General features: G+C 71.0%; 26 protein-coding genes and 1 tRNA gene. 17 read left to right on the plus strand and 10 right to left on the minus strand.

The features are described from left to right. Positions 1-10 precede the first annotated feature (10 nt). Together Q5425_RS15605 and Q5425_RS15610 are read left to right on the plus strand one after the other, a co-directional pair. Positions 11-712, plus strand: a complete 702-nt coding sequence (locus Q5425_RS15605; RefSeq protein WP_308672934.1) for a response regulator transcription factor — start codon at positions 11-13, stop codon at positions 710-712. Next, positions 709-1,758 (plus strand): HAMP domain-containing sensor histidine kinase, encoded by a 1,050-nt coding sequence (locus tag Q5425_RS15610; RefSeq protein ID WP_308672935.1) that lies wholly within the window; start codon positions 709-711, stop codon positions 1,756-1,758. The genes Q5425_RS15605 and Q5425_RS15610 overlap by 4 nt, the downstream gene beginning before the upstream one ends. Before the next feature lie 151 nt (positions 1,759-1,909). Here Q5425_RS15610 and Q5425_RS15615 read toward each other — a convergent pair whose 3' ends face one another. Further along, entirely contained in the window at positions 1,910-2,887 is a 978-nt protein-coding gene (locus Q5425_RS15615; protein WP_308672936.1) for a YafY family protein, read from the minus strand. 64 nt (positions 2,888-2,951) lie between these two features. Between Q5425_RS15615 and Q5425_RS15620 the strand changes: the two genes are divergently transcribed. Continuing rightward, positions 2,952-3,716: a nuclear transport factor 2 family protein gene (locus Q5425_RS15620; RefSeq protein WP_308672937.1), complete on the plus strand. Its 765-nt coding sequence runs from the start codon at positions 2,952-2,954 to the stop codon at positions 3,714-3,716. Here Q5425_RS15620 and Q5425_RS15625 read toward each other — a convergent pair. Continuing rightward, complete coding sequence (locus tag Q5425_RS15625) at positions 3,706-4,764, minus strand: NAD-dependent epimerase/dehydratase family protein (protein ID WP_308672938.1); 1,059 nt, start codon at positions 4,762-4,764, stop codon at positions 3,706-3,708. The genes Q5425_RS15620 and Q5425_RS15625 overlap by 11 nt on opposite strands. A gap of 123 nt (positions 4,765-4,887) precedes the next feature. Between Q5425_RS15625 and Q5425_RS15630 the strand changes: the two genes are divergently transcribed. From Q5425_RS15630 to Q5425_RS15640, 3 genes are all read left to right on the plus strand, one after another. Then, positions 4,888-5,388, plus strand: a complete 501-nt coding sequence (locus tag Q5425_RS15630) for a molybdenum cofactor biosynthesis protein B (RefSeq protein ID WP_308672939.1) — start codon at positions 4,888-4,890, stop codon at positions 5,386-5,388. Continuing rightward, the gene (locus tag Q5425_RS15635) at positions 5,385-6,209 is read left to right on the plus strand and encodes an aldo/keto reductase (RefSeq protein ID WP_308672940.1); all 825 of its coding nucleotides are present in this window, start codon (positions 5,385-5,387) and stop codon (positions 6,207-6,209) included. Before Q5425_RS15630 ends, Q5425_RS15635 begins: the two co-directional genes overlap by 4 nt. Before the next feature lie 85 nt (positions 6,210-6,294). Next, positions 6,295-6,465 (plus strand): hypothetical protein, encoded by a 171-nt coding sequence (locus tag Q5425_RS15640; RefSeq protein ID WP_308672941.1) that lies wholly within the window; start codon positions 6,295-6,297, stop codon positions 6,463-6,465. A gap of 5 nt (positions 6,466-6,470) precedes the next feature. Here Q5425_RS15640 and mscL read toward each other — a convergent pair whose 3' ends face one another. From mscL to Q5425_RS15660, 4 genes are all read right to left on the minus strand, one after another. Next, positions 6,471-6,884, minus strand: a complete 414-nt coding sequence (gene mscL / locus Q5425_RS15645; protein ID WP_308672942.1) for a large-conductance mechanosensitive channel protein MscL — start codon at positions 6,882-6,884, stop codon at positions 6,471-6,473. A 56-nt stretch (positions 6,885-6,940) separates the two neighbouring features. Further along, a complete protein-coding gene (locus Q5425_RS15650) occupies positions 6,941-7,561 on the minus strand; it encodes an SAF domain-containing protein (RefSeq protein WP_308672943.1) in 621 nt (206 codons plus the stop codon). Between the two features lie 131 nt (positions 7,562-7,692). Beyond that, positions 7,693-7,992, minus strand: a complete 300-nt coding sequence (locus Q5425_RS15655) for an FmdB family zinc ribbon protein (RefSeq protein ID WP_308672944.1) — start codon at positions 7,990-7,992, stop codon at positions 7,693-7,695. Between the two features lie 86 nt (positions 7,993-8,078). Further along, on the minus strand, positions 8,079-8,669 hold the full coding sequence (locus tag Q5425_RS15660; protein ID WP_308672945.1) for a 5-formyltetrahydrofolate cyclo-ligase: 591 nt from the start codon (positions 8,667-8,669) through the stop codon (positions 8,079-8,081). A 24-nt stretch (positions 8,670-8,693) separates the two neighbouring features. Between Q5425_RS15660 and Q5425_RS15665 the strand changes: the two genes are divergently transcribed. The 10 genes from Q5425_RS15665 to Q5425_RS15710 all read left to right on the plus strand — a co-directional run bounded on the left by Q5425_RS15665 (position 8,694) and on the right by Q5425_RS15710 (position 19,148). Next, positions 8,694-9,599 carry a UTP--glucose-1-phosphate uridylyltransferase gene (locus Q5425_RS15665; protein ID WP_308672946.1) on the plus strand — a complete coding sequence of 302 codons (906 nt, stop codon included), beginning with the start codon at positions 8,694-8,696 and terminating at the stop codon, positions 9,597-9,599. After that, the gene (gene glp, locus Q5425_RS15670) at positions 9,596-10,873 is read left to right on the plus strand and encodes a gephyrin-like molybdotransferase Glp (protein WP_308672947.1); all 1,278 of its coding nucleotides are present in this window, start codon (positions 9,596-9,598) and stop codon (positions 10,871-10,873) included. The genes Q5425_RS15665 and glp overlap by 4 nt, the downstream gene beginning before the upstream one ends. Further along, positions 10,873-11,541, plus strand: a complete 669-nt coding sequence (locus tag Q5425_RS15675; protein WP_308672948.1) for a GNAT family protein — start codon at positions 10,873-10,875, stop codon at positions 11,539-11,541. The genes glp and Q5425_RS15675 overlap by 1 nt, the downstream gene beginning before the upstream one ends. 163 nt (positions 11,542-11,704) lie before the next feature. After that, positions 11,705-12,577, plus strand: a complete 873-nt coding sequence (gene glpR, locus Q5425_RS15680; protein WP_308672949.1) for a gephyrin-like molybdotransferase receptor GlpR — start codon at positions 11,705-11,707, stop codon at positions 12,575-12,577. Between the two features lie 54 nt (positions 12,578-12,631). Further along, positions 12,632-12,704 (plus strand) — tRNA-Ala (locus Q5425_RS15685). Positions 12,705-13,157: 453 nt separating this feature from the next. Then, positions 13,158-15,353 (plus strand): beta-L-arabinofuranosidase domain-containing protein, encoded by a 2,196-nt coding sequence (locus Q5425_RS15690; RefSeq protein WP_308672950.1) that lies wholly within the window; start codon positions 13,158-13,160, stop codon positions 15,351-15,353. Positions 15,354-15,442: 89 nt separating this feature from the next. Then, positions 15,443-16,411 (plus strand): D-lactate dehydrogenase VanH, encoded by a 969-nt coding sequence (gene vanH / locus Q5425_RS15695; RefSeq protein ID WP_308672951.1) that lies wholly within the window; start codon positions 15,443-15,445, stop codon positions 16,409-16,411. Continuing rightward, the gene (gene vanA, locus Q5425_RS15700) at positions 16,404-17,432 is read left to right on the plus strand and encodes a D-alanine--(R)-lactate ligase (protein WP_308672952.1); all 1,029 of its coding nucleotides are present in this window, start codon (positions 16,404-16,406) and stop codon (positions 17,430-17,432) included. The genes vanH and vanA overlap by 8 nt, the downstream gene beginning before the upstream one ends. Then, positions 17,429-18,037 carry a D-Ala-D-Ala dipeptidase VanX gene (gene vanX / locus Q5425_RS15705; RefSeq protein ID WP_308672953.1) on the plus strand — a complete coding sequence of 203 codons (609 nt, stop codon included), beginning with the start codon at positions 17,429-17,431 and terminating at the stop codon, positions 18,035-18,037. Before vanA ends, vanX begins: the two co-directional genes overlap by 4 nt. Then, positions 18,021-19,148 (plus strand): UDP-N-acetylglucosamine--N-acetylmuramyl-(pentapeptide) pyrophosphoryl-undecaprenol N-acetylglucosamine transferase, encoded by a 1,128-nt coding sequence (locus Q5425_RS15710; RefSeq protein ID WP_308673112.1) that lies wholly within the window; start codon positions 18,021-18,023, stop codon positions 19,146-19,148. Before vanX ends, Q5425_RS15710 begins: the two co-directional genes overlap by 17 nt. Here the strand turns inward: Q5425_RS15710 and Q5425_RS15715 are convergent. Both Q5425_RS15715 and vanR-Sc read right to left on the minus strand, forming a co-directional pair. Further along, on the minus strand, positions 19,090-20,199 hold the full coding sequence (locus Q5425_RS15715) for a HAMP domain-containing sensor histidine kinase (protein WP_308672954.1): 1,110 nt from the start codon (positions 20,197-20,199) through the stop codon (positions 19,090-19,092). The two genes, Q5425_RS15710 and Q5425_RS15715, sit on opposite strands and share 59 nt — an antisense overlap. Continuing rightward, positions 20,192-20,869: a VanSc-type vancomycin resistance response regulator transcription factor VanR gene (vanR-Sc, locus tag Q5425_RS15720; protein ID WP_308672955.1), complete on the minus strand. Its 678-nt coding sequence runs from the start codon at positions 20,867-20,869 to the stop codon at positions 20,192-20,194. The genes Q5425_RS15715 and vanR-Sc overlap by 8 nt, the downstream gene beginning before the upstream one ends. 89 nt (positions 20,870-20,958) lie before the next feature. On the opposite strand from vanR-Sc, the gene Q5425_RS15725 reads away from it, so the two are divergent. Further along, positions 20,959-21,444: a M15 family metallopeptidase gene (locus Q5425_RS15725; RefSeq protein ID WP_308672956.1), complete on the plus strand. Its 486-nt coding sequence runs from the start codon at positions 20,959-20,961 to the stop codon at positions 21,442-21,444. Between the two features lie 55 nt (positions 21,445-21,499). On the opposite strand, the gene Q5425_RS15730 is transcribed toward Q5425_RS15725, so the two are convergent. Together Q5425_RS15730 and Q5425_RS15735 are read right to left on the minus strand one after the other, a co-directional pair. After that, on the minus strand, positions 21,500-22,375 hold the full coding sequence (locus tag Q5425_RS15730; protein WP_396135179.1) for an alpha/beta hydrolase: 876 nt from the start codon (positions 22,373-22,375) through the stop codon (positions 21,500-21,502). 128 nt (positions 22,376-22,503) lie between these two features. Further along, on the minus strand, positions 22,504-23,802 hold the full coding sequence (locus tag Q5425_RS15735) for a cytochrome P450 (protein ID WP_308672958.1): 1,299 nt from the start codon (positions 23,800-23,802) through the stop codon (positions 22,504-22,506). Positions 23,803-23,921 lie beyond the last annotated feature (119 nt).

A 23,921-nucleotide genomic window follows, 5' to 3' on the forward strand; every position in this document is an offset into this window, starting at 1 on the left:
GGGAGACGTGATGCACGATCAGGCCGGGCGGGTGCTCGTGGTCGACGACGACGAGACGGTCCGCGACGTCGTTCGCCGCTACCTCGAGGTGGCCGGGTTCACCGTCGACATGGCCGGCGACGGTGCCCAGGGTCTGGCGAAGTTCGCCGCCCACGAGCCCGACCTGGTCGTCCTCGACGTCATGATGCCGGGGATCAACGGCCTGGAGGTGTGCAAGCGGCTGCGCCAGGTCAGCCAGGTGCCGATCGTCATGCTCACCGCACTCGGCGAGGAGGAGAACCGCATCGCCGGGCTCCAGCTCGGCGCCGACGACTACGTGACGAAACCCTTCAGTCCCAAGGAACTCGCCCTCCGCGTGGTGTCGGTGCTGCGCCGCGCGCGGATGCCGCGCCCGGAGCCGGCCGCCGCGGAGTTCGTGGACGGCGACCTGCGCCTGCAGATGAAAGCGCGCACCGCGACCCTCGGCGGCCGCGAACTGCCGCTCACCACCCGGGAGTTCGACCTGCTGGCGTTCTTCCTCGCCCACCCCGGTGTCGCCTACTCCCGCGCGGACCTGCTTGAAAAGGTGTGGAGCTGGGACTTCGGCGATCAGTCCACAGTGACCGTCCACGTGCGACGGTTGCGCGAGAAGATCGAGCGCGACCCGGCCAAGCCGACCCGGGTGGCGACCGTGTGGGGCGTCGGCTACCGCTACGACCGGGAGCAGCCGTGATCGGCCCGGGCGAGTCCTTGCCGGAGATGCTCACGCATCTCTGGCACATCCTGCCGTTCGCGCTGCTGTTCTCGCTGCCGGTCGCGGCGCTGGGCGGCGTCGCGCTGTACGTGCTGCGCCGCGGTTCGCTGGCCACCACGCTCACGGTGCTGGTGCTGATCCCGGTGCTCGCGACGCTGGTCGGGGTCCTGGGCATCAGCGGGTTCATGTTCACCCCGGCGCTGACCACGATGCTGCTGGTCTGCCTGCTCGTCGCCCTGGTCACCGTGCCCGCGGCGATCATCCTCGGCCGGGCCATCGCACGCCGCAGCGTGTGGGAACGCGAGGCACGCGAGCGGGAACGCGCCGCCGAGGCGTCCCGGCGCGAACTGGTCGCCTGGATCAGCCACGACCTGCGCAGCCCGCTGGCCGGCATCCAGGCGATGGCCGAAGCGCTGGCCGACGGCGTGGTGTCCGAACGCGCCGAGGTCGCCGACTACGCCCAGCGGATCAGCGGCGAGACCCGGCGGCTGTCCGGGATGGTCGGCGACCTGTTCGAGCTCTCGCGGATCACCGCCGGGGCCCTCGAGCTCACGATGTCCGCGGTGCCGCTGCGGGACGTCGTGAGCGACGCCGTCGCCGCCCAGGCGCCGGTCGCCCAGCGGAAGCGGGTGCGGGTGCTCGCCAACGCGTCGACCTGGCCGGTGGTGACCGGCAGCGACCCGGAACTGGCCCGGATCGTGCGGAACCTGGTGTCCAACGCGATCCGGCACACCCCGCCCGACGGAACGGTCGCGGTCCAGATCGGTGTCGACGGCGACGAGGCCCTCCTCGCCGTCGACGACTCCTGCGGCGGCATCCCGGACGACGAGATCAGCCGGGTCTTCGACGTGGCGTTCCGCGGGACGCAGGCCCGGACCCCCGAGCGCGGCGGGACGACCAGCGGCGGCGGGCTGGGGCTGGCCATCGCCAAGGGGCTCGTGGAGGCGCACCGCGGGCGGATCGGGGTGCACAACCACGGGCCGGGGTGCCGGTTCGAGGTGCGGCTGCCGCTGGCGATGTCCTAGACGAGTGATGCGTGACCCGATCAGTGGTCGTAGGCGGTCAGGGATCGGGTGATGGGTTGGCCGGTGGTGTGGTTGTGCCGGATGGCGGCGGTGCGGGCCAGGAGGCTTCGGGCGGTGCGGACTGCGACGCCTTCGATGGTGCGTCCCTCGTCTAGGTGTCCTGACCGTAGACGCGGTTCATCGCGCGCAGGGCCCTGAGCATCTCCGATCGAAGCGCCTCCGGGGCGATGACCTCGACGTCGCCGCCGAACTTGAGGAGGTCGGGGACGGCCGCCTCGATCGATTCGATGGGGATCTCGAGCTCGGTCCAGCCCGCCCGGTCCGGTCCGGCCGTCGTCCTGCGGGCCGCGACGACGGCCGGTTCCAGCAGGTGCGGCAGCCGGTCGAGGCCGCGGCGGGACAGCCGGACGACCGCGGTGCCGCGGTGGCGCCGGCGGTCGAAGTGGGCGAGGTAGCCCTCCCAGTGGCTCGCCAGGTCGAACCCTTCCGCGCGGTCGAACGACCGGTGGAGGACTTCCACCTCGAGGATCCGGGAGATCCGGTAGGTGCGGAACTGCTCCCCGCCACGAGCGACGAGGTACCAGTTGCCGGCCTTCAGGACCAGTCCGTGCGGCTGCACGGTCCGCGTGATCTCGTGCGGCTCCGCCCAGCGCAGGTAGCGGATCCGCAGGACGTGCTGGTTCCAGGTCGCGGCCGCGATCGGTGCCAGGTGGGGAGTCCGGTCGGCGCCGAGGTACCAGGGCGGGAGGTCGAGGTGGAACCGGTCGGCGACGCGGCCCGCGCGGCCGCGCAGTTCGGCGGGCAGGGCGGCCATCAGCTTGCGCTGGGCGGTGGCCGCCGCGGACGTCAGGCCCAGCTGGGCGGCCGCGGCCGGGAGATTGGTCAGGAAGAGCGCTTCGGCCTCGTCCGCGGTGAGTCCGGTCAGCCGCGTCTGGTAGCCGTCGAGCAGGCGGTAGCCGCCCTCGTGCCCGGGCTCTCCGTACACCGGCACCCCCGCGGCACTGAGCGAGTCCACGTCCCGGTAGACCGTCCGGACCGACACCTCCAGCGCTTCCGCCAGCTCCCGGGCGGTGATCCGGCCCCGGGACTGCAGCAGGAGAAGCAGGGACACCAGGCGGCTCGCGCGCATGCTCGCAAGTCTGCCGCGATCCACTGACAGGAGGTGTCAGGAAACCCGCTTTAACGTCCTGGCCATGCTTTCACCCCTAGCCGACCGCTACGTGGCGGTGTGGAACGAGCCGGACCCCGCCGCGCGACAGCGGGTCGTCGCCGAGCTGTGGGCCGAAGACGGTGCGCAGTACACCGAAACCGCCGAAAACCGGGGACGCGAGGCCATCGAGGCCCGGATCACCGGCGCGCACGACCGGTTCGTCGCGACGGGAGCCTTCGTCTTCACCGCCGCGGACGACGTCGTGACCCACCACGACGCGGTCACGTTCACCACCCACATGGTGCCCGCGGCCGGTGGCGCCTCGGTGTGGAGCGGCACCGTTTTGCTGCTGCTGGACCAAGACGGCCGGATCCGGCGCGACTACCAGTTCACCGGCGCGGCGGCGAGTACCCGGGCCGTCGTGACCGAGTTCCTCGGCCGCTTGGCCGATGGGGAGCCGGACCGGATCGCCGAGCTGTTCGCGGACGTCGTCGACTGGCGGCTCGACTGGCCCGAGGCGGGCCACCCCGCGGTGCCGTGGATCCGTCCGCGGTCGACGCGCGCCGAGGTCGCCGACCACTTCCGGGAGCTCGGCGCGGTCCACGAAAAGCGAGGTGGGATGACGCCGAGGATCCTGGTCGACGGCCGCGACGCCGTGGTCCTCGGTGACATCCGCCAGACGGTGAAGGCCACCGGCCGGGCCTACGCAGCCCGCTGCGCGCTGCACCTCACCGTCGACCATGGCGTGATCACGCGCTACCACGTCTACGAAGACAGCCTGACCGTCGTCCAGGCGTTCACGGGCTGACGGGAGCACGCAGCTCCGCTGTGGCGAAGTCGGCGATGCCCTCCGCGAAACCGATCTCCGCGGTGAACCCGAGCAGCTCGCGGGCGCGGGCGGGATCGGCGACCACGTGGCGGACGTCGGCCGGGCGGGCGCCGCCGATCACCTCGGGGGCCGGGCCGTTGCAGGCCCGGGACAGCTCCTCGGCCAGCTCACCCACCGTGTGAGGCACGCCGGAGCAGATGTTGACCGGGGTGAGGTCGTCCGGACCGGCTGTCCGGAGGGCCAGAACGTTCGCCCTCGCTACGTCGTGGACGTGGACGAAGTCGCGTTGCTGGCCGCCGTCCTCCAAGACCTGGGGAGCCTCGCCACGGACCAGGGCCGAGCGGAAGAGCGATGCGACTCCGGCGTACGGCGTGTTCTGGGGCATGCGGGGGCCGTAGACGTTGTGGTAGCGCATTGCCCACACGGTGCCGCCCGTCTGGCGGGCCCACGCGCCCGCCAGGTGTTCCTGGGCCAGCTTCGTCGCCGCGTACGTGCTGCGGGGATTCAGCGGCGCGTCTTCGGGTACGAGCTGCCAGGCCAGCTCTGCGTCGCAGGCCGGGCAGCGCGGCTCGAAGCGGCCTGAGTCCACATCGGACCGGCGTCGTGGTGACGGCGGCACCACGCCGTGGTCCGGGCACGCGTACCGGCCTTCGCCGTAGACCACCATCGAGGACGCCAGCACCAGCTTCCGCACGCCCGCCGCGTGCATGCCCGCCAGCAGGACCGCCGTGCCGTAGTCGTTGTGCAGGGCGTACGACGGCGCGTCCGACGGGTCGATCCCGTGCCCGACCACCGCTGCCTGGTGGCAGACCGCGTCGATGCCGTCCAGCAGCTCCGCGACGATCTCCGCGTCGGTGACGTCGCCGCGCAGGAACCGGTGCCTGCCCGTGTACGGCGGTGGGGTGCGGGAGCCGTGGGCCGTGGGGAGCAGGTTGTCCAGCACCACGACCTCGTCCCCGTCGTCCGCCAGGAGGTCGGCGATGTGTGACCCGATGAACCCGGCTCCGCCGGTGACCAGTACGCGCACACCGGCCACGCTAGGGGCCTTCGGCCGGCCTCGCGGGAACCCGCGGGGTGACGTCACGCAATCGTCAGAACTCACCCGGCACCTCCCGGCGGCGGGTCGTGGAAACCGGCTACGGTGGGCGCCATGGAACGGAGTGCACAACGGCTGGGCCGGGCCCTCGTGGTCATCGTGGACGATCGCGTGGCGCACGGCGAGCACGAGGACACCACTGGCCCGCTGGTCACGGAGCTGCTCGAAGAAGCGGGCTTCATCGTCGACGGTGTTGTGGTCGTCGAGGCCGAGACCGCGGGTATCCGCAACGCGCTCAACACCGCCGTGATCGGCGGCGCCGACCTGGTGATCACCGTCGGCGGCACCGGCGTGCTGCCGCGTGACCGCACCCCCGACGCCACCTCCGGTGTGCTCGACCGCCCGATCCCGGGCATCAGCGAGGCCATCCGCGCTTCCGGCCTGGCCGCGGGCGCGGTCGACGCCGGGATCTCCCGCGGGCTCGCCGGGGTCTCGGGCAGCACCCTCGTGGTCAACCTCGCCGGGTCGCGCTCCGCGGTCCGCGACGGAATGGCCACGCTGACCTCGCTCGTCCCGCACGTGATCGACGAGCTTTCGGGCCTCGAAGAGGTGTGACGCCCGGCTTCCGCATCGGCGGCAGGCTGGGTGTCCGCAGGCTCGGTTTCGGGGCCATGCACCTGCAGGCCGAAACCGGGCCCGGCCGGGCGGACGCGATCGCCGTCGCCCGGCGGGCCGTCGAGCTGGGCGTCACGCTCATCGACACCGCGCACCTCTACGGCGGCGGGGCCAACGAGGAACTCCTCGCCGAGGCCCTGCACCCCTACCCGGAAGAGTTGCTGATCACCACCAAGGTCGGCGTTGCGCGGACCGGCCCCGGGGGTGAGTGGCGGCTCGACGCCCGGCCCGAGATCCTGCGTGACCAGGTCGACCAGGCCTTGCGCCGGCTCCGGCTGGAGCGGATCGAGCTGCTGCAGCTGCATCGCATCGACCCGGGAACGCCGCTGGCCGACCAGCTCGGCACGCTCCGGGAACTGCAGCTCGCCGGAAAGGTCGGCCTGCTCGGGCTGTCCGAAGTGACGGTGGACGAGCTTTCCCGCGCACGGGAACTCGCCGAGATCTCCAGCGTCCAGAACCGCTACAACCTGCTCGACCGCGAGCACGAGCCGGTCCTGCGGGCTTGTGCCGCGGCCGGAATCGCGTTCCTGCCCTGGCGGCCGGTGGCTCCGGCCGCGGACGGCGGCGCGGAGATCGCCGCTGTCGCGCGTGAGCTGGGTGCCACCTCCGCCCAGGTCGCCCTCGCGTGGCTGCTGGCCCGCGCACCCGTGGTCCTGCCGATTCCGGGGACCGGCCGGATCGCGCACCTGGAGGAGAACGTCGCCGCCGCCGGGCTCGAACTGACCGCTGAGCACCTGCGCCGCCTCGAAGCGCTCGGGTAGGGGCGCGTCCGGCAATGCGTGGCCGGGATCGCGGCGCTCTCACTCTCTGGAGTTGTCAAACACCACGTCGTGGGACACTGGGGTCATGCCGGCCGAACAGCGGAAACCCCAGACCAGCGAGCAGCGCCGCCGGGTCGACGACATCTTCGGGGACGTCCTGCCCGAGACGACCTCCGACGAGCGCGACCCCGAGCGGCGCACCGGCCTCCCGGACGACTGGTACCGGGAGAACCGGCCACCGCACCACGACCGCTGACCGCTTCAGCCGCGGTCGGTTTCGCGCTGGTGCTGGGCGCGCAGCAGGTCGCGGATCTCGATCAGCAGCTCCACGTCCGTCGGCTCCGACGGGCCCGGCTCCTGGCCGCGCTTGCGGCGCTCCTGCAGCTTCTTCACCGGCATCACGATCACGAAGTACACCACCGCCGCGACCAGCGCGAAGTTGATCGCCGCGTTGATCACGCCGCCGAAGTCCAGGAACGTCGCCGGGTTGCTGGGGAAGATCTTGAAGCCCAGGCCCTGCGCGGCTTCCGTGCCGCCGATGGTGTTGATCAACGGCTTGATCAGGCCGTTGGTGAACGCCGTGACGATCGCCGTGAACGCCGACCCGATGACCACCGCCACGGCGAGGTCGACGACGTTGCCGCGCATCAGGAAGTCCTTGAAGCCTTTGAGCACCTTGCTCTCCTCACGAACCGGGAAGGGGACACCTCGCCCGTCTCGGCGGGCGCAGGCTAGCGGAGAGTAACCGCTACCGGACGCTCCAGTGAAACCGCCGCCACCCTCGTCGCGATCGCTTCCGGCAGCCGGAGCAGCACCAGCGGCCCCTTGCTCGTGGACGGCTCCTGGTGGCCGACCGTCACCACCGTCGCCCCACTGGCCAGCACGGCCGCCTCCGGCTCAAGGGCCGTGACGACGTCCACGCGCTGACCGGGCCGTAGCAGCTCGGCGACGGCCGCGTCGGCCAGCCGGACGGGCACGGTCGCCGAGCCCGGATCACCCCGGGCCGGCACCGTGGCCAGCCGGACATCGGTCAGCGGCTCGCCGGCGCGGACCGCGCCCGCCAGCACCTGCCCGTCGACGGAGCCGGGAGAGTTCAGCACGCCGGACGGCCGCGCATCGTCGGGGAATTCGGCCAGCCGGACATCGGCGGCGCGCAGGATCGCGCCGGAAGGGAGGTCGTGCGCCGCCACGACGGTCGGAGTCGTCGGTGCACCCCGGGCCAGACCGGGGCAGGCGAGCAGCAGGACACCGGCCAGCAACAGGACGGCGGCGAGCCAGCGGCGGATCAGCCGCGTCCGCCGGCTCGGCAGCCGGGTGAGATCGGGTATGCGGAGCTTCGACAGGACGTCCACGGGGCCCCCTCGGCCGGATCGGGTGCGGCGCTGTGCCGCACGAGATCGACGTTAGGGAAGCCGGACGGGCCGCCGGAAGGGCCGCGTCCGGCATCTGTGGACAACCGGGGTGTTGTGGACAACCCCGGGGGTCAGGACGCCGCGGCGGCCGTCTTCGTCGTTCCCGAGGAGGAGGATGCCGAGCTCGTGTCCGGCTTCGACTCCGTCTTGGTCTCGGTCTTCGCCGGCGTCGCCACGGTGCTCGACTTGCTCGAGTCACGCGAGTCGGTGCGGTAGAACCCGCTGCCCTTGAACACCACGCCGACCGAGCTGAAGACCTTGCGCAGCACCCCGGAGCACTGCGGGCAGACGGTCAGGCTGGGGTCCGAGAACGACTGCACGGCTTCGAACCGGTGGTCGCATTCTTTGCAGGCGTACTGGTACGTAGGCACTGACGGCTCCTTTGCTGGCACTCATCCGACCAGAGTGCTAACCCGATTGTGCGGGAAAACATTCCCCGAAAGCAATTCCTGGTTGCTCACACCGGCAGCTCGACCACGCCTCGACCGGGCGTCAAGGCCCCGGTCATGCGCACGTCGTGCGGCTCGCCGGGCAGCCGCTCGACGAGCTCTTCGTCCCGGACGACGGCCAGCAGCGCGGCGCCGGCCGAGGCGAAGACCAGCGAGCGATCGTAGTGGCCGGCCCCGCGCCCGAGCCGGACGCCCCGGCGGTCCACCGCGAGGGCCGGCACCAGCACCAGCTCCGCCGCCCCCACGGCGTCGGTACCCAGGCGTTCCCCGCCCGGCTCGCGGATGCCGCGGAACCGGCTGGGCACAAGATCGGCCTCGCCCGTGTACTCGGCCCAGTCGAGCGGACCCGGCTCCGGCCGGATGACGGGCAGCAGGACGCGCGCACCCCCGGCCGCCAGCGCGTCGACGAACGCAGTCGTGCCCGGTTCGGTGCCGAACGGCAGGTACGCGCACACGGTGCCGGCTGTGACCTTCGACACCGCACTGACCAGCGCCGACGCCTCCCTGGCGTGCAATTCGGCTGCCTGCTCCGCCCGTGCGCGGCCGAGCCGGTCACGCCACTCCGCTTTGCTCAGGTGCTCATTGCCCAGCGCGTGCATGACCTCACGTTAGGCTCTGCGCCCATGACGGGCGCCGCAACCTCCCAGACGTTCAGAACCGCCATCGTGCCTGCCGCCGGCCTCGGGACACGGTTCCTCCCGGCGACGAAGGCCGTGCCCAAGGAGCTCCTGCCCGTGGTGGACACCCCGGGGATCGAGCTGGTCGCGGCCGAGGCCGCCGCCGCCGGCGCGGAACGCCTGGTCATCGTGACCTCGCCGGGCAAGGAAGCCGTCGTCAAGTACTTCGAGGCCCAGCCGGAGCTGGAGGAGAACCTCCAGGCGAAGGGCAAGACCGACCTGCTCGACAAGGTCCGCCGGGGCCCCGCGCTGCTCGCGGTGGAGACCGCCGTCCAGGAGCAGGCGCTCGGCCTCGGCCACGCCGTCGCGCAGGCCGAACCGAACCTGACGCCCGAGGACGAGGCCGTCGCGGTGCTGCTGCCCGACGACCTGGTGCTGCCCACCGGCGTGCTCGAGCGGATGAGCGCGGTCCGCGCCCAGTACGGCGGCAGCGTGCTCTGCGCGTTCGACATCCCCAAGGCCGAGATCTCGCCGTACGGCGTCTTCGACGTCACCGACACCGACGACGAAGACGTCAAGCGCGTGCACGGGATGGTCGAGAAGCCGAAGCCGGAGGACGCGCCGTCGACCTACGCCGCGGCCGGGCGGTACCTGCTCGACCGGGCGATCTTCGACGCGCTCAAGCGGATCACCCCGGGCAGCGGCGGCGAGCTCCAGCTGACCGACGCGGTCGCGCTGCTGATCACCGAGGGGCACCCCGTGCACGTCGTCGTCCACCGCGGTGGACGCCACGACCTGGGGAATCCGGGTGGTTTCCTGCGCGCCGCGGTCGATTTCGCGCTCGAAACGCCCGAGTACGGTCCATCTTTACGGGCGTGGCTGACGGAACGGATCGGGACAGAGCGCCCATGACGGAATCCCTCGACGCGGCGCGGCCCGAAGTGGCCGGGGACGAGGCCGAGCTGCGCTCGGTCGACGAGCAGATCTCGATGACCTTGGACGCCGCCGTCCGGCCTCAGCCGGTACGCGTGGCGATCTCCGAGGCCCAAGGGCTGCTCTGCGCCGAGGAGGTGGTCGCCGAGCACGCGCTGCCCGGCTTCGACCAGGCCGCGATCGACGGGTACGCGGTGCGCAGCGTCGACGTCCGCACCGCCGGGCAGGAGCCGGTGCAGCTGCCGGTCGTCGGGGAGATCGCGGCGGGCTCGCGTCAGCCGCGGCGGCTCCAGCCCGGCCAGGCCGTGCGGGTCGACACCGGCGCGCCGCTGCCGACGCTGGCCGACGCGGTCGTGCCGCTCGCCTACACCGACGGGCACCAGGCCAAGGTCACGGTGCACCGCTCGGTGCCGTCGGCGGGGTACGTGCGGCGGGCGGGCGAGGACGTCCAGATCGGGGACGTCGCGGTGCGCCGCGGCGACACGATCGGTTCGGCCCAGGTCGGCCTGCTGGCCGCGGTCGGCCGGGCGAAGGTCCTGGTCTACCCGCGGCCGCGGGTGTCGATCGTGTCCGTCGGCGACGAGCTGGTCGACGTCGACCGGACGCCGTCGGTCGGGCAGGTCTACGACGTCAACTCCTACGCGCTGGCCGCGGCCGCCCGGGACGCGGGCGCCGAGGTCAGCCGGGTCGGCATCGTGCCGAGCGAGCCGAAGCGGCTGCGGGAGGTCGTCGAGGGACGGCTGCTGATGTCGGAGATCGTCGTGGTCGCGGGCGGCGCCGGGGGCGTCACCGGCGACGAGGTCCACGCGGCGCTGTCGGACCTCGGCCGGATCGACATGACGCGGGTGGCGATGCACCCGGGCTCGGTGCAGGGGTTCGGCAGGCTCGGCCCCGACTCGGTGCCGACGTTCCTCATCCCGGGCAACCCGATGAGCGCGCTGGTGGTGTTCGAGGTGCTGGTGCGGCCGTTGATCCGTGCGGCGCGCGGCACCCGCAACCCGCACCGGCGGATCGTCGGCGCGCGGCTGCTGTCGCCGATCACCTCGACCGAGGGCAGGCGCGGCTTCCTCCGCGGCCAGCTGCTGCGCGACGAGGCCAACGGCGAGTACCTGGTCCAGCCGCTCGGCCAGTCCGGTGCGCACCTGCTCGCGTCGCTGGCGGAGGCGAACTGCCTGATCAACGTGCCGGAGGAGCTGACCGAAGTCGCCGCGGGCGAGCAGGTGCAGGTCACCTTCCTGGCCCAACGGGCCTGATGAATTCCGTGTCGGGCGTGTCCTACCCGGTCGAAAGCCGGCACCCGGGCTGGCCGGCCCGGCTCGGCCCGCTGCGGGTGCCCGCGGGCGAGGTCGCCGTCCGGCCGGTCCGGCTGCGCGACGCCGGCGAGTGGAGCCGGATCCGGCTCCGGGACCGCGCGCACCTCGAAATGTGGGAACCGACGGGTGTCGGACCGTGGCCCGAACGCAACGCCTTCTGGTCGTGGCCGTCGCAGTGGGCGGCGTTGCGTTCGCTCGCTCGGCGTGGTCAGTGCCTGCCGTTCACGATCACCCTGGACGGTCGTCTCGCGGGACAGATCACTGTGGGTAACGTCATCCGGGCGTCGCTCCGGTCGGCCTGGATCGGCTACTGGGTGTCGTCCGACGTGGTTCGCGGCGGGGTGGCGACCGCCGCCGTCGCGCTCGTCACCGACCACGCTTTCGGCCTGGCCGGGCTGCACCGGCTGGAGGCCACCGTGCGCCCGGAAAACACGGCCAGCCTGCGGGTTCTCGCCAAAGCAGGCTATCGGCAAGAGGGCCTGTTCGAGCGCTACCTCGACGTCGCGGGGGCCTGGCGGGACCACTACTGCTACGCCGTCACGCGCGAAGAAACCGGGGCCGGGCTGGTGTCGCGGCTCGTGGCCGCGGGCCGCGCCGACTACGCCTGAACGTGATTACCCACCCGGGTCCGTAGCCGCGTTACCACATGCTGTGAGTTTCACCTAATTCGGTGAGGCTTTTCCGTGATTGAACCCGGCGAGTCTCCGCCCGATCTGTTACTCCTGTGACTAACGTGATTTCTGGTGGAAGGATCGGGGGAGGTGACGGGAGATGCCCAGCTCCGTGATCATCGTCGCGCTCGCCGCGGCATGGCTCGTCGTACTCGTGCCCATGGTCGCGCGACGGCGGCAGCAGGTCGCGAGAACGACCGACTCGGCGCTCGCGGCCAGGGTCGTGCGCAGCGGACGCAACGAAGACCGGGAGGAATTCGCCATGTCCGACGACCCCGGGAGGTCCCGGCCTTCGGTGGAGGACGACCTGGCCGAGCTGGAGGCCGAGCTCGAACTCGAAGACGACCTCGAGGAGCCCGAACCCGAGCCCGACCCACTCCCGCAGCCGGCCCGCGGCTCGCGGGCCGAACGCGACCGGCCCGGCTACCGGCCCGGCCGCGGCGGCTTCGACCCCGAAGCCGCCGAGATCGCGGCCCGCGCCAAGTACAGCTTCCGGCAGCGCATCGTCGTCATCCTGCTCGTGGTCGCGGTGGCCACGGGCGCCGTCGCCGGCTTCCTCTTCCCGATGGCCTGGTGGGGCCACGGCTTGATCGACGTCGTGCTCGTCGGATACCTCGTGTACCTGCGCCGCCAGGTGCGCATCGAGGAGGAGATCCGGCAGCGCCGGCTCGCCCGCTTCAACAGCACCCGCTCGCCGCGGCGCCCGTCTTCGCCTCCGGCTCCTTCTTCGGGTCCGGGTTCAACTTCGGCTGTGGCTTCGGCTTCGGCTTCGGCTTCGGTCGAGGAGGAACACGCGGAGGAGGATGTCGAGGTTGTCGAGCCGGCCCGTCGCGAGGTGGTCGAGCGCCGCCCGTCCCCGACATCCCGCGTCCGCCGCAGCGCGGTCGTCGTCGACCTCGACGACGAAGACCCGGCGTTCGAAGAGCTCGACGAGCCCGGGACCGGCCCCTACCGCCGCGCGGTCGGGGAGTGACCCCCCTGCGCGAGGTGCTCGTAGACCACTGCTAAGCTCTACGAGCACAACCAAGGGGCTGTAGCGCAGTTGGTAGCGCGTCTCGTTCGCATCGAGAAGGTCAGGGGTTCGATTCCCCTCAGCTCCACGTTTCGGAGGCCCGTGCCCGCGGAGGGCGCGGGCCTTTCTCGTGGAGCTTCCGTGTCTTGTGGGGGTGCAACCCCCACACCCCGCCCGGGGGCACGCCCCCGGACCCCCGGTTCGGTCGCGTTCGTGGGGAACTTCCGTTGGGTCTTGCGTAAGTTTCAGGTCGGTCTTGAACCGGCGTGCGGTGTGAGAATCCTTGCGGCGTAAGGCTAAATGCTGCTGCCGGGCGTGTGGGTGGTTGCGGGGTTCTTGGGCTTGGCTAGTGACAGCCGGGGATGTTAGCGCTAACGTTCCTCTCCGCTGCGTGCCTGGCGAAAGGGGAACTCGGGTGTCCTCGTCCTTTGATCGACGGCGGTTGCTGCAAGCCGTCGGCCTCACTGCCGTTGCCACTGCTGCCGGATCTGCTGTGGGGTGGGCGCCTGCGTCCGCTGCCGCCGGGGCGGTTCGGTCGGAGGTGGGGGTCTCCGCCTTTCCCTTTGAGCTCGGGCAGGTTCGGCTGACCGCCGGCCGGTGGCTCGACAACCAGAACCGGACGCAGAACTACTTGCGGTTCGTCGATGTCAACCGGCTGCTCTATGTCTTCCGGGCCAATCACCGGCTCTCCACCAACGGTGCGGCCACCAACGGTGGCTGGGACGCGCCGACCTTCCCCTTCCGCAGCCACGTCCAGGGGCACTTCCTGACCGCCTGGGCCCAGCTGTGGGCCGTCGCCGGCGACACCGTTTCCCGGGACAAAGCCACCACCATGGTCGCCGAACTGGCCAAGTGCCAGGCCAACAATGGCGCCGCCGGCTTCGGGGCCGGGTACCTGTCCGGCTTCCCCGAATCCGATTTCGACAACCTCGAAGCCGGGCGCCTGACGAACGGCAACGTGCCGTACTACTGCATCCACAAGACGCTGGCCGGCCTCCTCGACGTGTGGCGGTACATCGGCAGCACCCAGGCCCGCGACGTGCTGCTCAACCTGGCGGGCTGGGTCGACCGGCGCACCGGACGGCTCAGCTCCGGCCAGATGCAATCCGTGCTGAACACCGAGTTCGGCGGCATGAACGCCGTGCTCACCGACCTCTACCAGGCCACCGGGGACACGCGGTGGCTCGCCGTCGCGCAGCGGTTCGACCACGCCGCCGTCTTCGACCCGCTGGCGGCCGGGCGGGACCAGCTCAACGGGCTGCACGCCAACACCCAGATCCCCAAGTGGATCGGCGCCGCGCGGGAGTACAAGGCCACCGGCACCACCCGCTACCGCGACATCGCCACCAACGCCTGGAACATCACCGTCGGCGCGCACACCTACGCCATCGGCGGCAACAGCCAGGCCGAGCACTTCCGCGCGCCCAACGCCATCGCCGGCTACCTCAACCAGGACACGTGCGAGAGCTGCAACACCTACAACATGCTCAAGCTGACCCGGGAGCTGTTCACGCTGTACCCGGATCGCGCCGACCTGGCCGACTACTACGAGCGCGCGCTGCTCAACCAGATGATCGGCCAGCAGAACCCGGCCGACAGCCACGGGCACGTCACGTACTTCAGCTCGCTCAACCCGGGCGGCCGCCGCGGCCTCGGCCCGGCGTGGGGCGGCGGCACCTGGAGCACCGACTACAACTCCTTCTGGTGCTGCCAGGGCAGCGGGCTGGAAACCCAGACGAAGCTGGCGGACTCGATCTACTTCTTCACCGACACCACGCTGATCGTCAACCTCTTCGTCCCCTCGGTGCTCAACTGGACCCAGCGGGGCATCACCGTCACCCAGGCCACGTCGTTCCCGGCCGGTGACACCACCACCCTGACGGTCACCGGTGCCGCGAGCGGGACGTGGGCGATGCGCATCCGCATCCCGGGCTGGACCAGCGGGGCGACCGTCAGCGTCAACGGCGTCGCGCAGAACGTGACCACCACCCCCGGCGGTTACGCCACCCTGACCCGGTCCTGGACCGCCGGCGACGTGGTCACCGTCCGCCTGCCGATGAAGGTCGCCCTCAAGCCGGCCAACGACAACACGAACGTCGCCGCGGTCACCTACGGGCCGGTGGTGCTGGCCGGCAACTACGGCACCAGCTCGCTCAGCGCGTTGCCGGCCCTCAACCCGAGCTCGGTCACCCGGACCAGCAGCAGCGCGCTCGCCTTCAGCGCCACCGCGAACGGCGCCAACGTGAACCTGGTGCCCTTCTACGACGCGCAGGGCTTCAACTACACGGTCTACTGGAACACCGGCGGCTCCGGCGGCACGACCTACCGCCTGGTCAACGCGGGCAGCGGGCTGGTGCTGGGCGTCGAAAACATGTCGACGGCCGACGGCGGCCGCGCGCTGCAGTGGTCGGACAGCGGCACCGCGGACCACAACTGGGAGATGATCACCGACGGGACCGCCGTCCGGTTCCGCAACGCCAACAGCGGCAAGGTGCTCGGCGTCCAGGACATGTCGACCGCGGACGGCGCCCGCGTGCTCCAGTGGTCGGACAACGGCACCGCCGACCACCGCTGGACGGTCGTCGACCAGGGCGACGGGACGGCGAAGATCCGCAACGTCAACAGCGGGAAGCTGCTGACGATCGAGAACAACTCCAGCACCGCGGGTGCGTTTGCCTTGCAGGGGCCCGACAACGGGGCCACCACCAACCGGTGGCGACTCGTGCGCAACACCTGACCCGAGTCGATTACCCGCCGGTAACTTATCCTCGGCGTATCAAAAACCGCATACGCGCCGGCAACGCCGTGCTGCCTTGAATAAGGGGCATGGCCGCGGTGGGGATGACGATCTACGGGTGCGAACGGGACGAGGCCGTCCTGTTCCGGGCGCTGGCGCCTCGGTTCGGGGTGGCGCCGACCATCACGGAAGCCGCCGTCTCCGAGGCCAACGCCGGGCTGGCGGCCGGCAACCGCTGCGTCAGCGTCGGGCACAAGACGCCGATCGCGAACTCTGCGCTGCGCGCGCTCAGCCGGGCCGGTGTGGCGTACGTGTCCACGAGGAGCATCGGATACGACCACATCGACCTCGAGTACGCGCGGAGCGTCGGCATTTCCGTCGGTAACGTCGCCTATTCTCCGGACAGCGTGGCCGACTACACGCTGATGTTGATGTTGATGCTGGTGCGAGACGCCAAGTCCGTCATCCGGCGTGCGGACGAATACGACTACCGGTTGAACGAAGTGCGCGGGAAAGAGCTGCGCGATCTGACCGTCGGGGTGGTCGGAACGGGACGCATCGGCGCCGCCGTCATCGACCGGCTGCGGGGCTTCGGCTCCCGGGTGGTGGCCCACGACAGCCGTCCTCACGCTGCTGCCGACTACGTCTCCCTCGACGAATTGGTGCGGCGGAGCGACATCGTCACGCTCCACACGCCGCTCACGGCGGACACCCACCACCTGCTGGATCGACGGCGGATCGAGCGGATGAAGCGCGGAGCGTTCGTCGTCAACACCGGACGCGGGCCCCTGCTCGACACCGACGCTCTCGCCGCCGCCTTGGAAAACGGCCGGCTGGGCGGCGCTGCGCTGGACGTTCTCGAAGGCGAAGAAGGAATCTTCTACGCCGACTGCCGGGGCCGGCCCGTCGAAAGCGAACTGCTGCTGCGGCTGCAGAAGCTCCCGAACGTGCTCATCAGCCCGCACACCGCTTACTACACGGATCACGCACTGAGTGACACCGTCGAGAACTCCATCGTCAATTGCCTGAAATTCGAAAACGGGGAGAAGCATGGCTAGGGTCAAGGTCGGGATCATCTTCGGGGGCTGCTCCGAAGAACACCCCGTCTCCGTGAAGTCCGCGCAGGAGGTCGCGAGGCACCTCGACGCCGGGAAGTACGAACCGTTCTGGATCGGGATCACGAAGAGCGGGGCCTGGAAGCTCTGTGACGGCCCCGGCGCGAACTGGGAATCCGGGCGGACAGCCGTGCTGTCGCCGGACACGAGCGTCCCGGGCCTGCTTGTCCTGGAAGACGGGAAGTACGAAACCATCGGCCTCGACGTGGTGCTGCCCGTTCTGCACGGCAAGCTGGGCGAAGACGGGGCGATGCAAGGCTTGCTGGAACTCTCGGGGATCCCGTACGCGGGTTGCGACGTCCAGAGTTCCGCACTGTGCATGGACAAGTCGCTCGCTTACGTCGTCGCCCGGGGTGCGGGCATCGCCACGCCGGACTTCCGGACCGTCTCGGCGGGCGAGGACCTCGAACAGCTCACCTATCCCGTCTTCGTGAAGCCGGCCCGTTCGGGTTCGTCCTTCGGCGTCAGCAAGGTGTCCGGCCGGGAAGAACTGGCGGCTGCCGTGGCCACCGCAGCGCAGTACGACTCGAAGGTGCTGGTCGAAGGGGCCGTCGACGGCAGCGAGGTCGGGTGCGCCGTCCTGGGCAACGGCTCGGAGCTGTTCGCCGGCGAGGTGGACCGGATCGCCCTCTCCCACGGCTTCTTCCGGATCCACCAGGAGGACGCCCCCGAAAGCGGCTCCGAGAACTCGACGCCGATCGTGCCCGCCGACATCCCGGCGGACACCCGCGTGCGCGTCCAGGAGACGGCGAAGGCCATCTACCGCGCCCTGGGGTGCCGCGGGCTGGCCCGGGTGGACATGTTCCTCAAGGAGGACGGAACCGTGGTCCTCAACGAGGTCAACACGCTGCCCGGCCTGACGTCGTACAGCCGCTACCCCCGGATGATGGCGGCCGCCGGGGTGGCGCTCACCGAACTGATCGACCGGATCGTGTCGCTGGCCCTGACCGGAAATGCCCGATGAACGACGACTTCGCCTTCGTGGACGAGCTCGTGCCGGGCATCCGCTGGGACGCCAAGTACGCCACCTGGGACAACTTCACCGGCAAGCCGGTGGACGGCTACCTCGTCAACCGCGTCGCCGGTACCAAGGTCTTGTGCGCCGCCCTGCAGGAGGTCCAGGAGAAGGCCGCGTCGCTCGGCTTCGGCTTGCTCCTCTGGGACGGCTACCGCCCGCAACGCGCCGTGGATTGCTTCCTGCGCTGGGTGGACCAGCCGGAGGACGGCCGGACGAAGCTGTGGCACTACCCGAACATCGACCGTGCCGCGATGTTCGCGAAGGGTTACGTGGCGGCCAAGTCGGGCCACAGCCGGGGCAGCACGGTCGACCTGACCCTCTACCACCTGGACACCGGTGAGCTCGCGGCCATGGGCGGTGGCCACGACCTGATGGACTCCGTGTCCCACCACGGCGCTCGGGGTATTTCGCAGACTGAAACCGGAAACCGCCGCTACCTGCGGTCCATCATGGAGGACTGTGGTTTTGCCTCCTACGACCGCGAATGGTGGCACTACAGCCTGAAGGACGAGCCCTACCCGGACACCTACTTTGATTTCCCCATCGCGTAGCCGCGTCGTCGTCGCCGGTGGTCATTCGGCCGGGCACATCGAGCCCGCGATGAACTTCGCCGACGCGCTGCGCCTGCTGGATGCCGCCGCCGAGATCACCGCGCTGGGCACTGTCCACGGCCTGGACACCACGCTCGTCCCGGCCCGCGGCTACCCGCTCGAACTCATCCCGCCGGTGCCGCTGCCGCGCAAACCGAACCGGGCCCTGCTGCGGACGCCGGGCCGGCTGCGCGAGTCGGTGCTGGCGGCCGGGGCCGTCCTGGAGCGGGTGCGGGCCGAGGTCGTGGTGGGTTTCGGCGGCTACGTGGCCATGCCCGCCTACCTCGCCGCGCGCCGGCTGGGTCTGCCGATCGTCGTCCACGAGGCCAACGCCCGGCCCGGCGTGGCCAACCGCTTGGCGGCCCGGATGACGACCCGCGTGTTCACCGCCGCGCCGGGGGTCCGGCTGGCGCACGCCACCGCCATCGGGATCCCGCTGCGGCCGTCGATCACCGGGCTCGACCGGCCCGCGCTGCGCGTCGCCGCCCGGCAGCGGTTCGGGCTGCGGCCCGACGGGCCGGTCCTCGTGGTCACCGGCGGTTCGCAGGGCGCCCGGACGATCAACGCCGCGGTGTCCGGCGCGGCGGCGGCCTTGCGCGCGGCCGGCGTGCAGGTGCTGCACATCACCGGACCGCGGCACGTGGTCCAGGTGCCGGACGGTGACCTGCCCTACGTCGTTGTCCCCTACGTCCACGAGATGCAGTACGCCTACGCCGCGGCCGACTTCGCCATCTGCCGCTCGGGAGCGATGACGTGCGCCGAACTGGCCGCGGTCGGCCTGCCTGCCGCGTACGTCCCGCTGCCGTTGCGCGGCGGTGAGCAGCGGCTGAACGCCGAGCCGGTCGTCGCGGCCGGCGGGGCGCTGCTCGTCGACGACGCCGTCCTCGACCGGGCCTGGATCGAGACCACCCTGCTCCCGGTGCTCACCGATCCCGGCCGGATCGCGGCGATGTCGGCTCGCGCTTCGGCGGCCGGCGCACTCGACGCGGGTGTCGTCCTGGCCCAGTACGTGCTCAGCGCGGTCGCCGACCGGCGGAGGCGGGCGACGGCGCAGCGGGCAGCCGGACGGTGACGCGGAGGCCGCCGTCGGGGCGTGGTGCGAGGGTGAGGGTGCCGTCGTGGGCGTGGGTGATGCTCTTGACGATGGCCAAGCCGAGGCCGACGCCCGCGTGGTCGGTGCGGATGCGCTCGGTGCCGCGCCGGAACGGTTCGGCCAGGGTGGCGACCAACGGCTGCGCGAGGGGCTCGCCGGTGTTCTCGACGGTGAGCACCACGGTCCCGGGGTGACCGCCGGTCGTGACCCACACCGCGCCCCGCCCGGGCAGGTTGTGGACGATCGCGTTGTGCACGAGGTTCGTCGTCAGCTGCAGCAGGAGCGCGGATGAACCGACGGTGGGGGCGGCGTCGCCGGCCGTCTCGACGGTGATCCCCCGCTTCTCGGCGAGCGGCAGCAGCGTTTCGGCGGCTTCTTCCGCGATCAGGGACAGGTCGACGTGATCGCGGCTGAAGGACCGCTGTTCGGCGCGGCTGAGCAGCAGCAGGGCCTCGGTGAGTTCGATGGCCCGCGTGTTGACGACGCGGAGGCGTTCGTCGAGCTCGCCGGTGTCGCGTTCCGGATCGTTGCGGGCGACGTCGAGCAGGCTCTGCGTGATGGCCAGCGGCGTGCGCAGTTCGTGGGAGGCGTTGGCGGCGAACCGCCGCTGCTCGGCGACGTGCGCCTCGAGCCGCGCGAGCATGGTGTCGAAGGCGTCGGCGAGTTCGCGGAATTCGTCGGTGCGGCCCGGCAGCCGGATGCGGTGGGAGAGCGACCCGTTCGCGGCGACGCGGGTGGCGTCGGTGATGCGCGTCAGCGGGGCGAGCATCCGGCCGGCGAGGACCCACCCGCCCAGCAGCCCGAACACCAGCAGGAAGACCAGCACGACGGCGATGAACGGAGCGAACTCGCGGACGAGGAGCGCCCGGTTGATCATGAAGTTGCCGTCGGTGATGAGCCAGCCGTTGGGCAGGAAGTACAGGTAGAAGACGAGTACCGCGGTCAGCAGCAACGTCCCCGCGAGCATGACAAAACCGGCGTAGCTGAGCGTGAGTTTGAGGCGCGCGCTCGGCCCCGGTTCCCTATCCACGGCCCGCGCCCCCGGTGTCGATGCGGTAGCCGACCCCGGGCACGGTGGTGATGATCCCGGGTTCGCCGAGCCGTTTGCGCAGCACCGAGACCGTGATGCGGACCGCGTTGGTGAACGGGTCCGCGTTCTCGTCCCACGCCCGCTCCAGCAGTTCTTCGGCGCTGATCACCCCGCCTTCGGCCGCGACGAGGACTTCGAGCACCGCGAACTGCTTCCTCGTCAGCGCCACGTACCGGCCGTCGCGGTAGACCTCGCGGCGGAACGGGTCCAGCCGCAGGCCGGCGATTTCGTGCACGGGCGGCCGGTTGTGGGCGCGCCTGCGGTCGAGGGCGCGGAGCCGGAGCACCAGTTCCCGGAGTTCGAACGGCTTCGTGAGGTAGTCGTCGGCGCCGAGCCCGAACCCGGTGGCCTTGTCGTCGAGCCGGTCGGCCGCGGTGAGCATGAGGATCGGCATGCCGCTGCCGGAGGCGACGATGCGCCGGGCGATCTCGTCTCCCGACGGGCCCGGGATGTCACGGTCGAGGACGGCGATGTCGTAGGTGTTGACGCTCAGCAGTTCCAGCGCGGTGTCGCCGTCCCCGGCCGTGTCCGCCGCGATGGCCTCCAGCCGGAGGCCGTCGCGGATGGCGTCGGCCAGGTAGGGCTCGTCCTCGACGATCAAGACACGCACGTTCCCGATGCTACGAGCCGCCGCCTATCGGCCGCATATCGGAAACCACGTACGTGACGGCAACACCGCGCCGCCTTGACTCGGACGGTATGACCTCCAGCCAACGCACCTTCCCGGGCGCCCTCGGCAAGGGACACGGCGCCGTCCCGGACGGCCTGCCGGTCTTCGACGACGAGTCCCCGGCCGTGGCCAACCTCGATCCCGAGCTCCTCGACGCCCTGCGCCGGGCCGCGGCGGACGCCGCCGCCGACGGCGTCGGGTTCGTCGTCAACGGCGGCTGGCGGTCCTGGGCGTACCAGGAACAGCTCCGGCGTCAGGGCGTCGCGAAGCACGGCTCGGAAGCGGCGGCGGCCCGGTGGGTGACCACTCCGGACAGGTCCGCGCACGTGCGGGGCCAAGCGGTCGACATCGGGCCGGCCGCGGCCCGGGCGTGGCTGTCCGAGCACGGGGCCCGGTACGGGCTGTGCCAGATCTACCGCAACGAACCGTGGCACTACGAACTGCGGCCCGAAGCCGCCGAACGCGGTTGCCCGCCGATGTACGCCGATCCGTCGCAGGACCCGCGGACGCGGTAGTCAGCCGGCGAAGGCCGCCACGTGGTCGCGGACGGCGTCCACGATATGGCTCGTGCTACAGGGTCTTCAGCCAGTTGGTCACGACCCCGAAGTACGCCGGGGCGTTCGGGGCGTAGTTGATCGCGTGGCCGTAGCCGCCGAGGATGTACGTCTTCAGTGATGGGGTGCCGAAGAACGGGGCCTCCGATGCGCGCAGCGCCTCCGCGGACGAGCAGTCGCTGCCCAGGGTTCCGCAGAAGTGCGGGTCGTTGCCCACCACCAGCAGGACCGGGGCCGTGATGCCCCGGGACGCCGGGGTGATCACCGTCGTCAACGTCAGGCTGTCGACCGCTTCCGTGGCCGCGAAGACGTCCTTTGTGGACTCGTCGTACGCGATCGCTCCCGCGTCGAGGGGGCCCGGGGTGTGGAACGCCTTGTAACGCGTTCCCCGGCCCGTGGTCAGGTAACCCGCGTCGAGGCCGCGGGCGGACAGGGCCGGGTCCAGCGGGGCCGGGATCATGTTGGCCAGCACCGGGACCACCGTCACCAGGTTCATCCGGTGCGTCATGCCCGTCACCAGCACCCCGTCGACGTCGCGGTAGCGGCCCGCCTCGATCATCGCCATCGCCGCGCCGATCGAGTGGCCGCCGACGACCACCTTCGCGAAGCGGGGGCGGATCGACTGGATCACCTGGTGGGCCGCCACCGCCTGGGCGGACGCGCTGAGCAGCGTGCTCAGCGGCTTCGAGCTCCCGCCCGTGCCGAGGCGGTCCAGCGCCAGCGTCGCGACGCCCGCCTGGTTCATCGCCAGGCGGAACGAGCGGATCTCCGGCGTGTAGCCGATGTCCCAATAGGACGCGTTGTACGTGCCGCCGGGGATCAGGACCACCACCGTCGACGCTCCGGGCGGGGCGCACAGGCGGCCGTGCATCGTCTGCGGGAGCAGGGTCACCGTGACCGGGACGGACAGGTCCTCGCACGCCGGGGCCGCGCTCGCCGGGGCCGGGGTGAGGAACGCGGCCAGCAAAACGAAAAGGGCAGCACAAAGACGAAGACGTGACACGGGGGGACGACCTCCAGCTAGCGGGGGACTGCCGTCATCGGCAGGCTGTCGGGGTAAGCGGCGGAGGTGAACTTCACTCGCACCGGCCGGCCCGGCACCGGGACCAGCCGCCAGCGCGCGGCCACCGTGGCCACCGTGATGACGATTTCGTTCTGGGCGAAGCGGTTCCCGATGCACTGCCGGGTGCCCGCCCCGAACGGGACGAACGCGCCCTTCGGCGCCTCGGCGGCCCGCTCCGGCGTCCAGCGGCCAGGATCGAACCGGCGCGGGTCGCCGAACGAGGCGGGATCGTGGTGGAGCGCGTGCGGGCTGACGATCACCTCGGCCCCCTCCGGCAGCCGCACGCCACCGAGGTCGACCTCGGTGAGGGTCCGGCGCATCAGCATCCAGAGCGGGTAGCGCCGCAGCACCTCGTCGACCACCTGCCGGACGTAGGTCAGCCGGGCGAGGTCGTCGACGGTGACCGGACGTCCGCCCAGCACCTCGTCGACTTCGGCGTGCACCCGCGCTTCGACGTCCGGGTGCCGTCCGAGCTCGTGGAACGTCCAGGCCAGCGCCAGCGCCGTCGTCTCGATGCCCGCGGTGAGCAGGGTGAGCACCTCGTCGCGCGCCTGCTCGTCGGTCATGCCGGCCAGCAGCAACGTCGACAGCAGGTCGCCGTGGTCGGTGCCTTCGCGCCGCCATTCGTGGATCACTTCGGTGACGATCCCCTGCATCCGGGCGATGGCCTCGTCGAACCGGCGGTTCCCGGGTATCGGGAGCTTTTCGACGAACTTCGGTGACAACGCGCGAATCATCCCCTGCTGGATGATCACGTAAATCGACCGGCGGGCTTCGGCGATCGCCGCTTTTCCCAGTTCGGTGGAAAACAGGGCTTCGCCGACGATCGTCACCGCGAGGCCCTGCAGGTCTTCGTCGATCTTCCGCACTTCGCCCGGCCGCCACGCATCGCTCAGTTCCGCCGCCGCGCGCCGCATGATCTCCGCGTAGGCGGTCAGGCGGTCGCGGTGGAACGCCGGCTGCATGAGCCGCCGCTGCTGCAGGTGGAAGTCCCCGTTCGAAAGCACCAAGCCATTTCCGACGAAGGGCCGGAACTTGTCGAACATGGCGCCCTTGCGGAACTTCGGACCCTCGTTGACCAGCACTTCGTGCGCCAACCGGGGGCTCGCGACGAAGTAGACGGGTGCCGGGCCGAGATAGAGTTTCACGATCTCACCGTGCTCGTGCAATGCGTCGGTGAAAGCGAAGCGCTGCCGCAGCAGTGCCGGGGTGTGCCCCAGAAAAGGCCACCGGCCCGGTGCTACCGGGACGCTCATGCGGACTCCTCGTTGCGCCATTGTGTGGATTTCCCAAGGAGACGGCCCACGGTAGGCCTGTCCGGCCGAACGGGACAGTGCCCGATCGGGTGGTGTGGGCTCACGCGGATGGCCCAGTA

The organism is Amycolatopsis sp. A133 (genome assembly GCF_031082405.1).
Lineage (GTDB): Bacteria > Actinomycetota > Actinomycetes > Mycobacteriales > Pseudonocardiaceae > Amycolatopsis.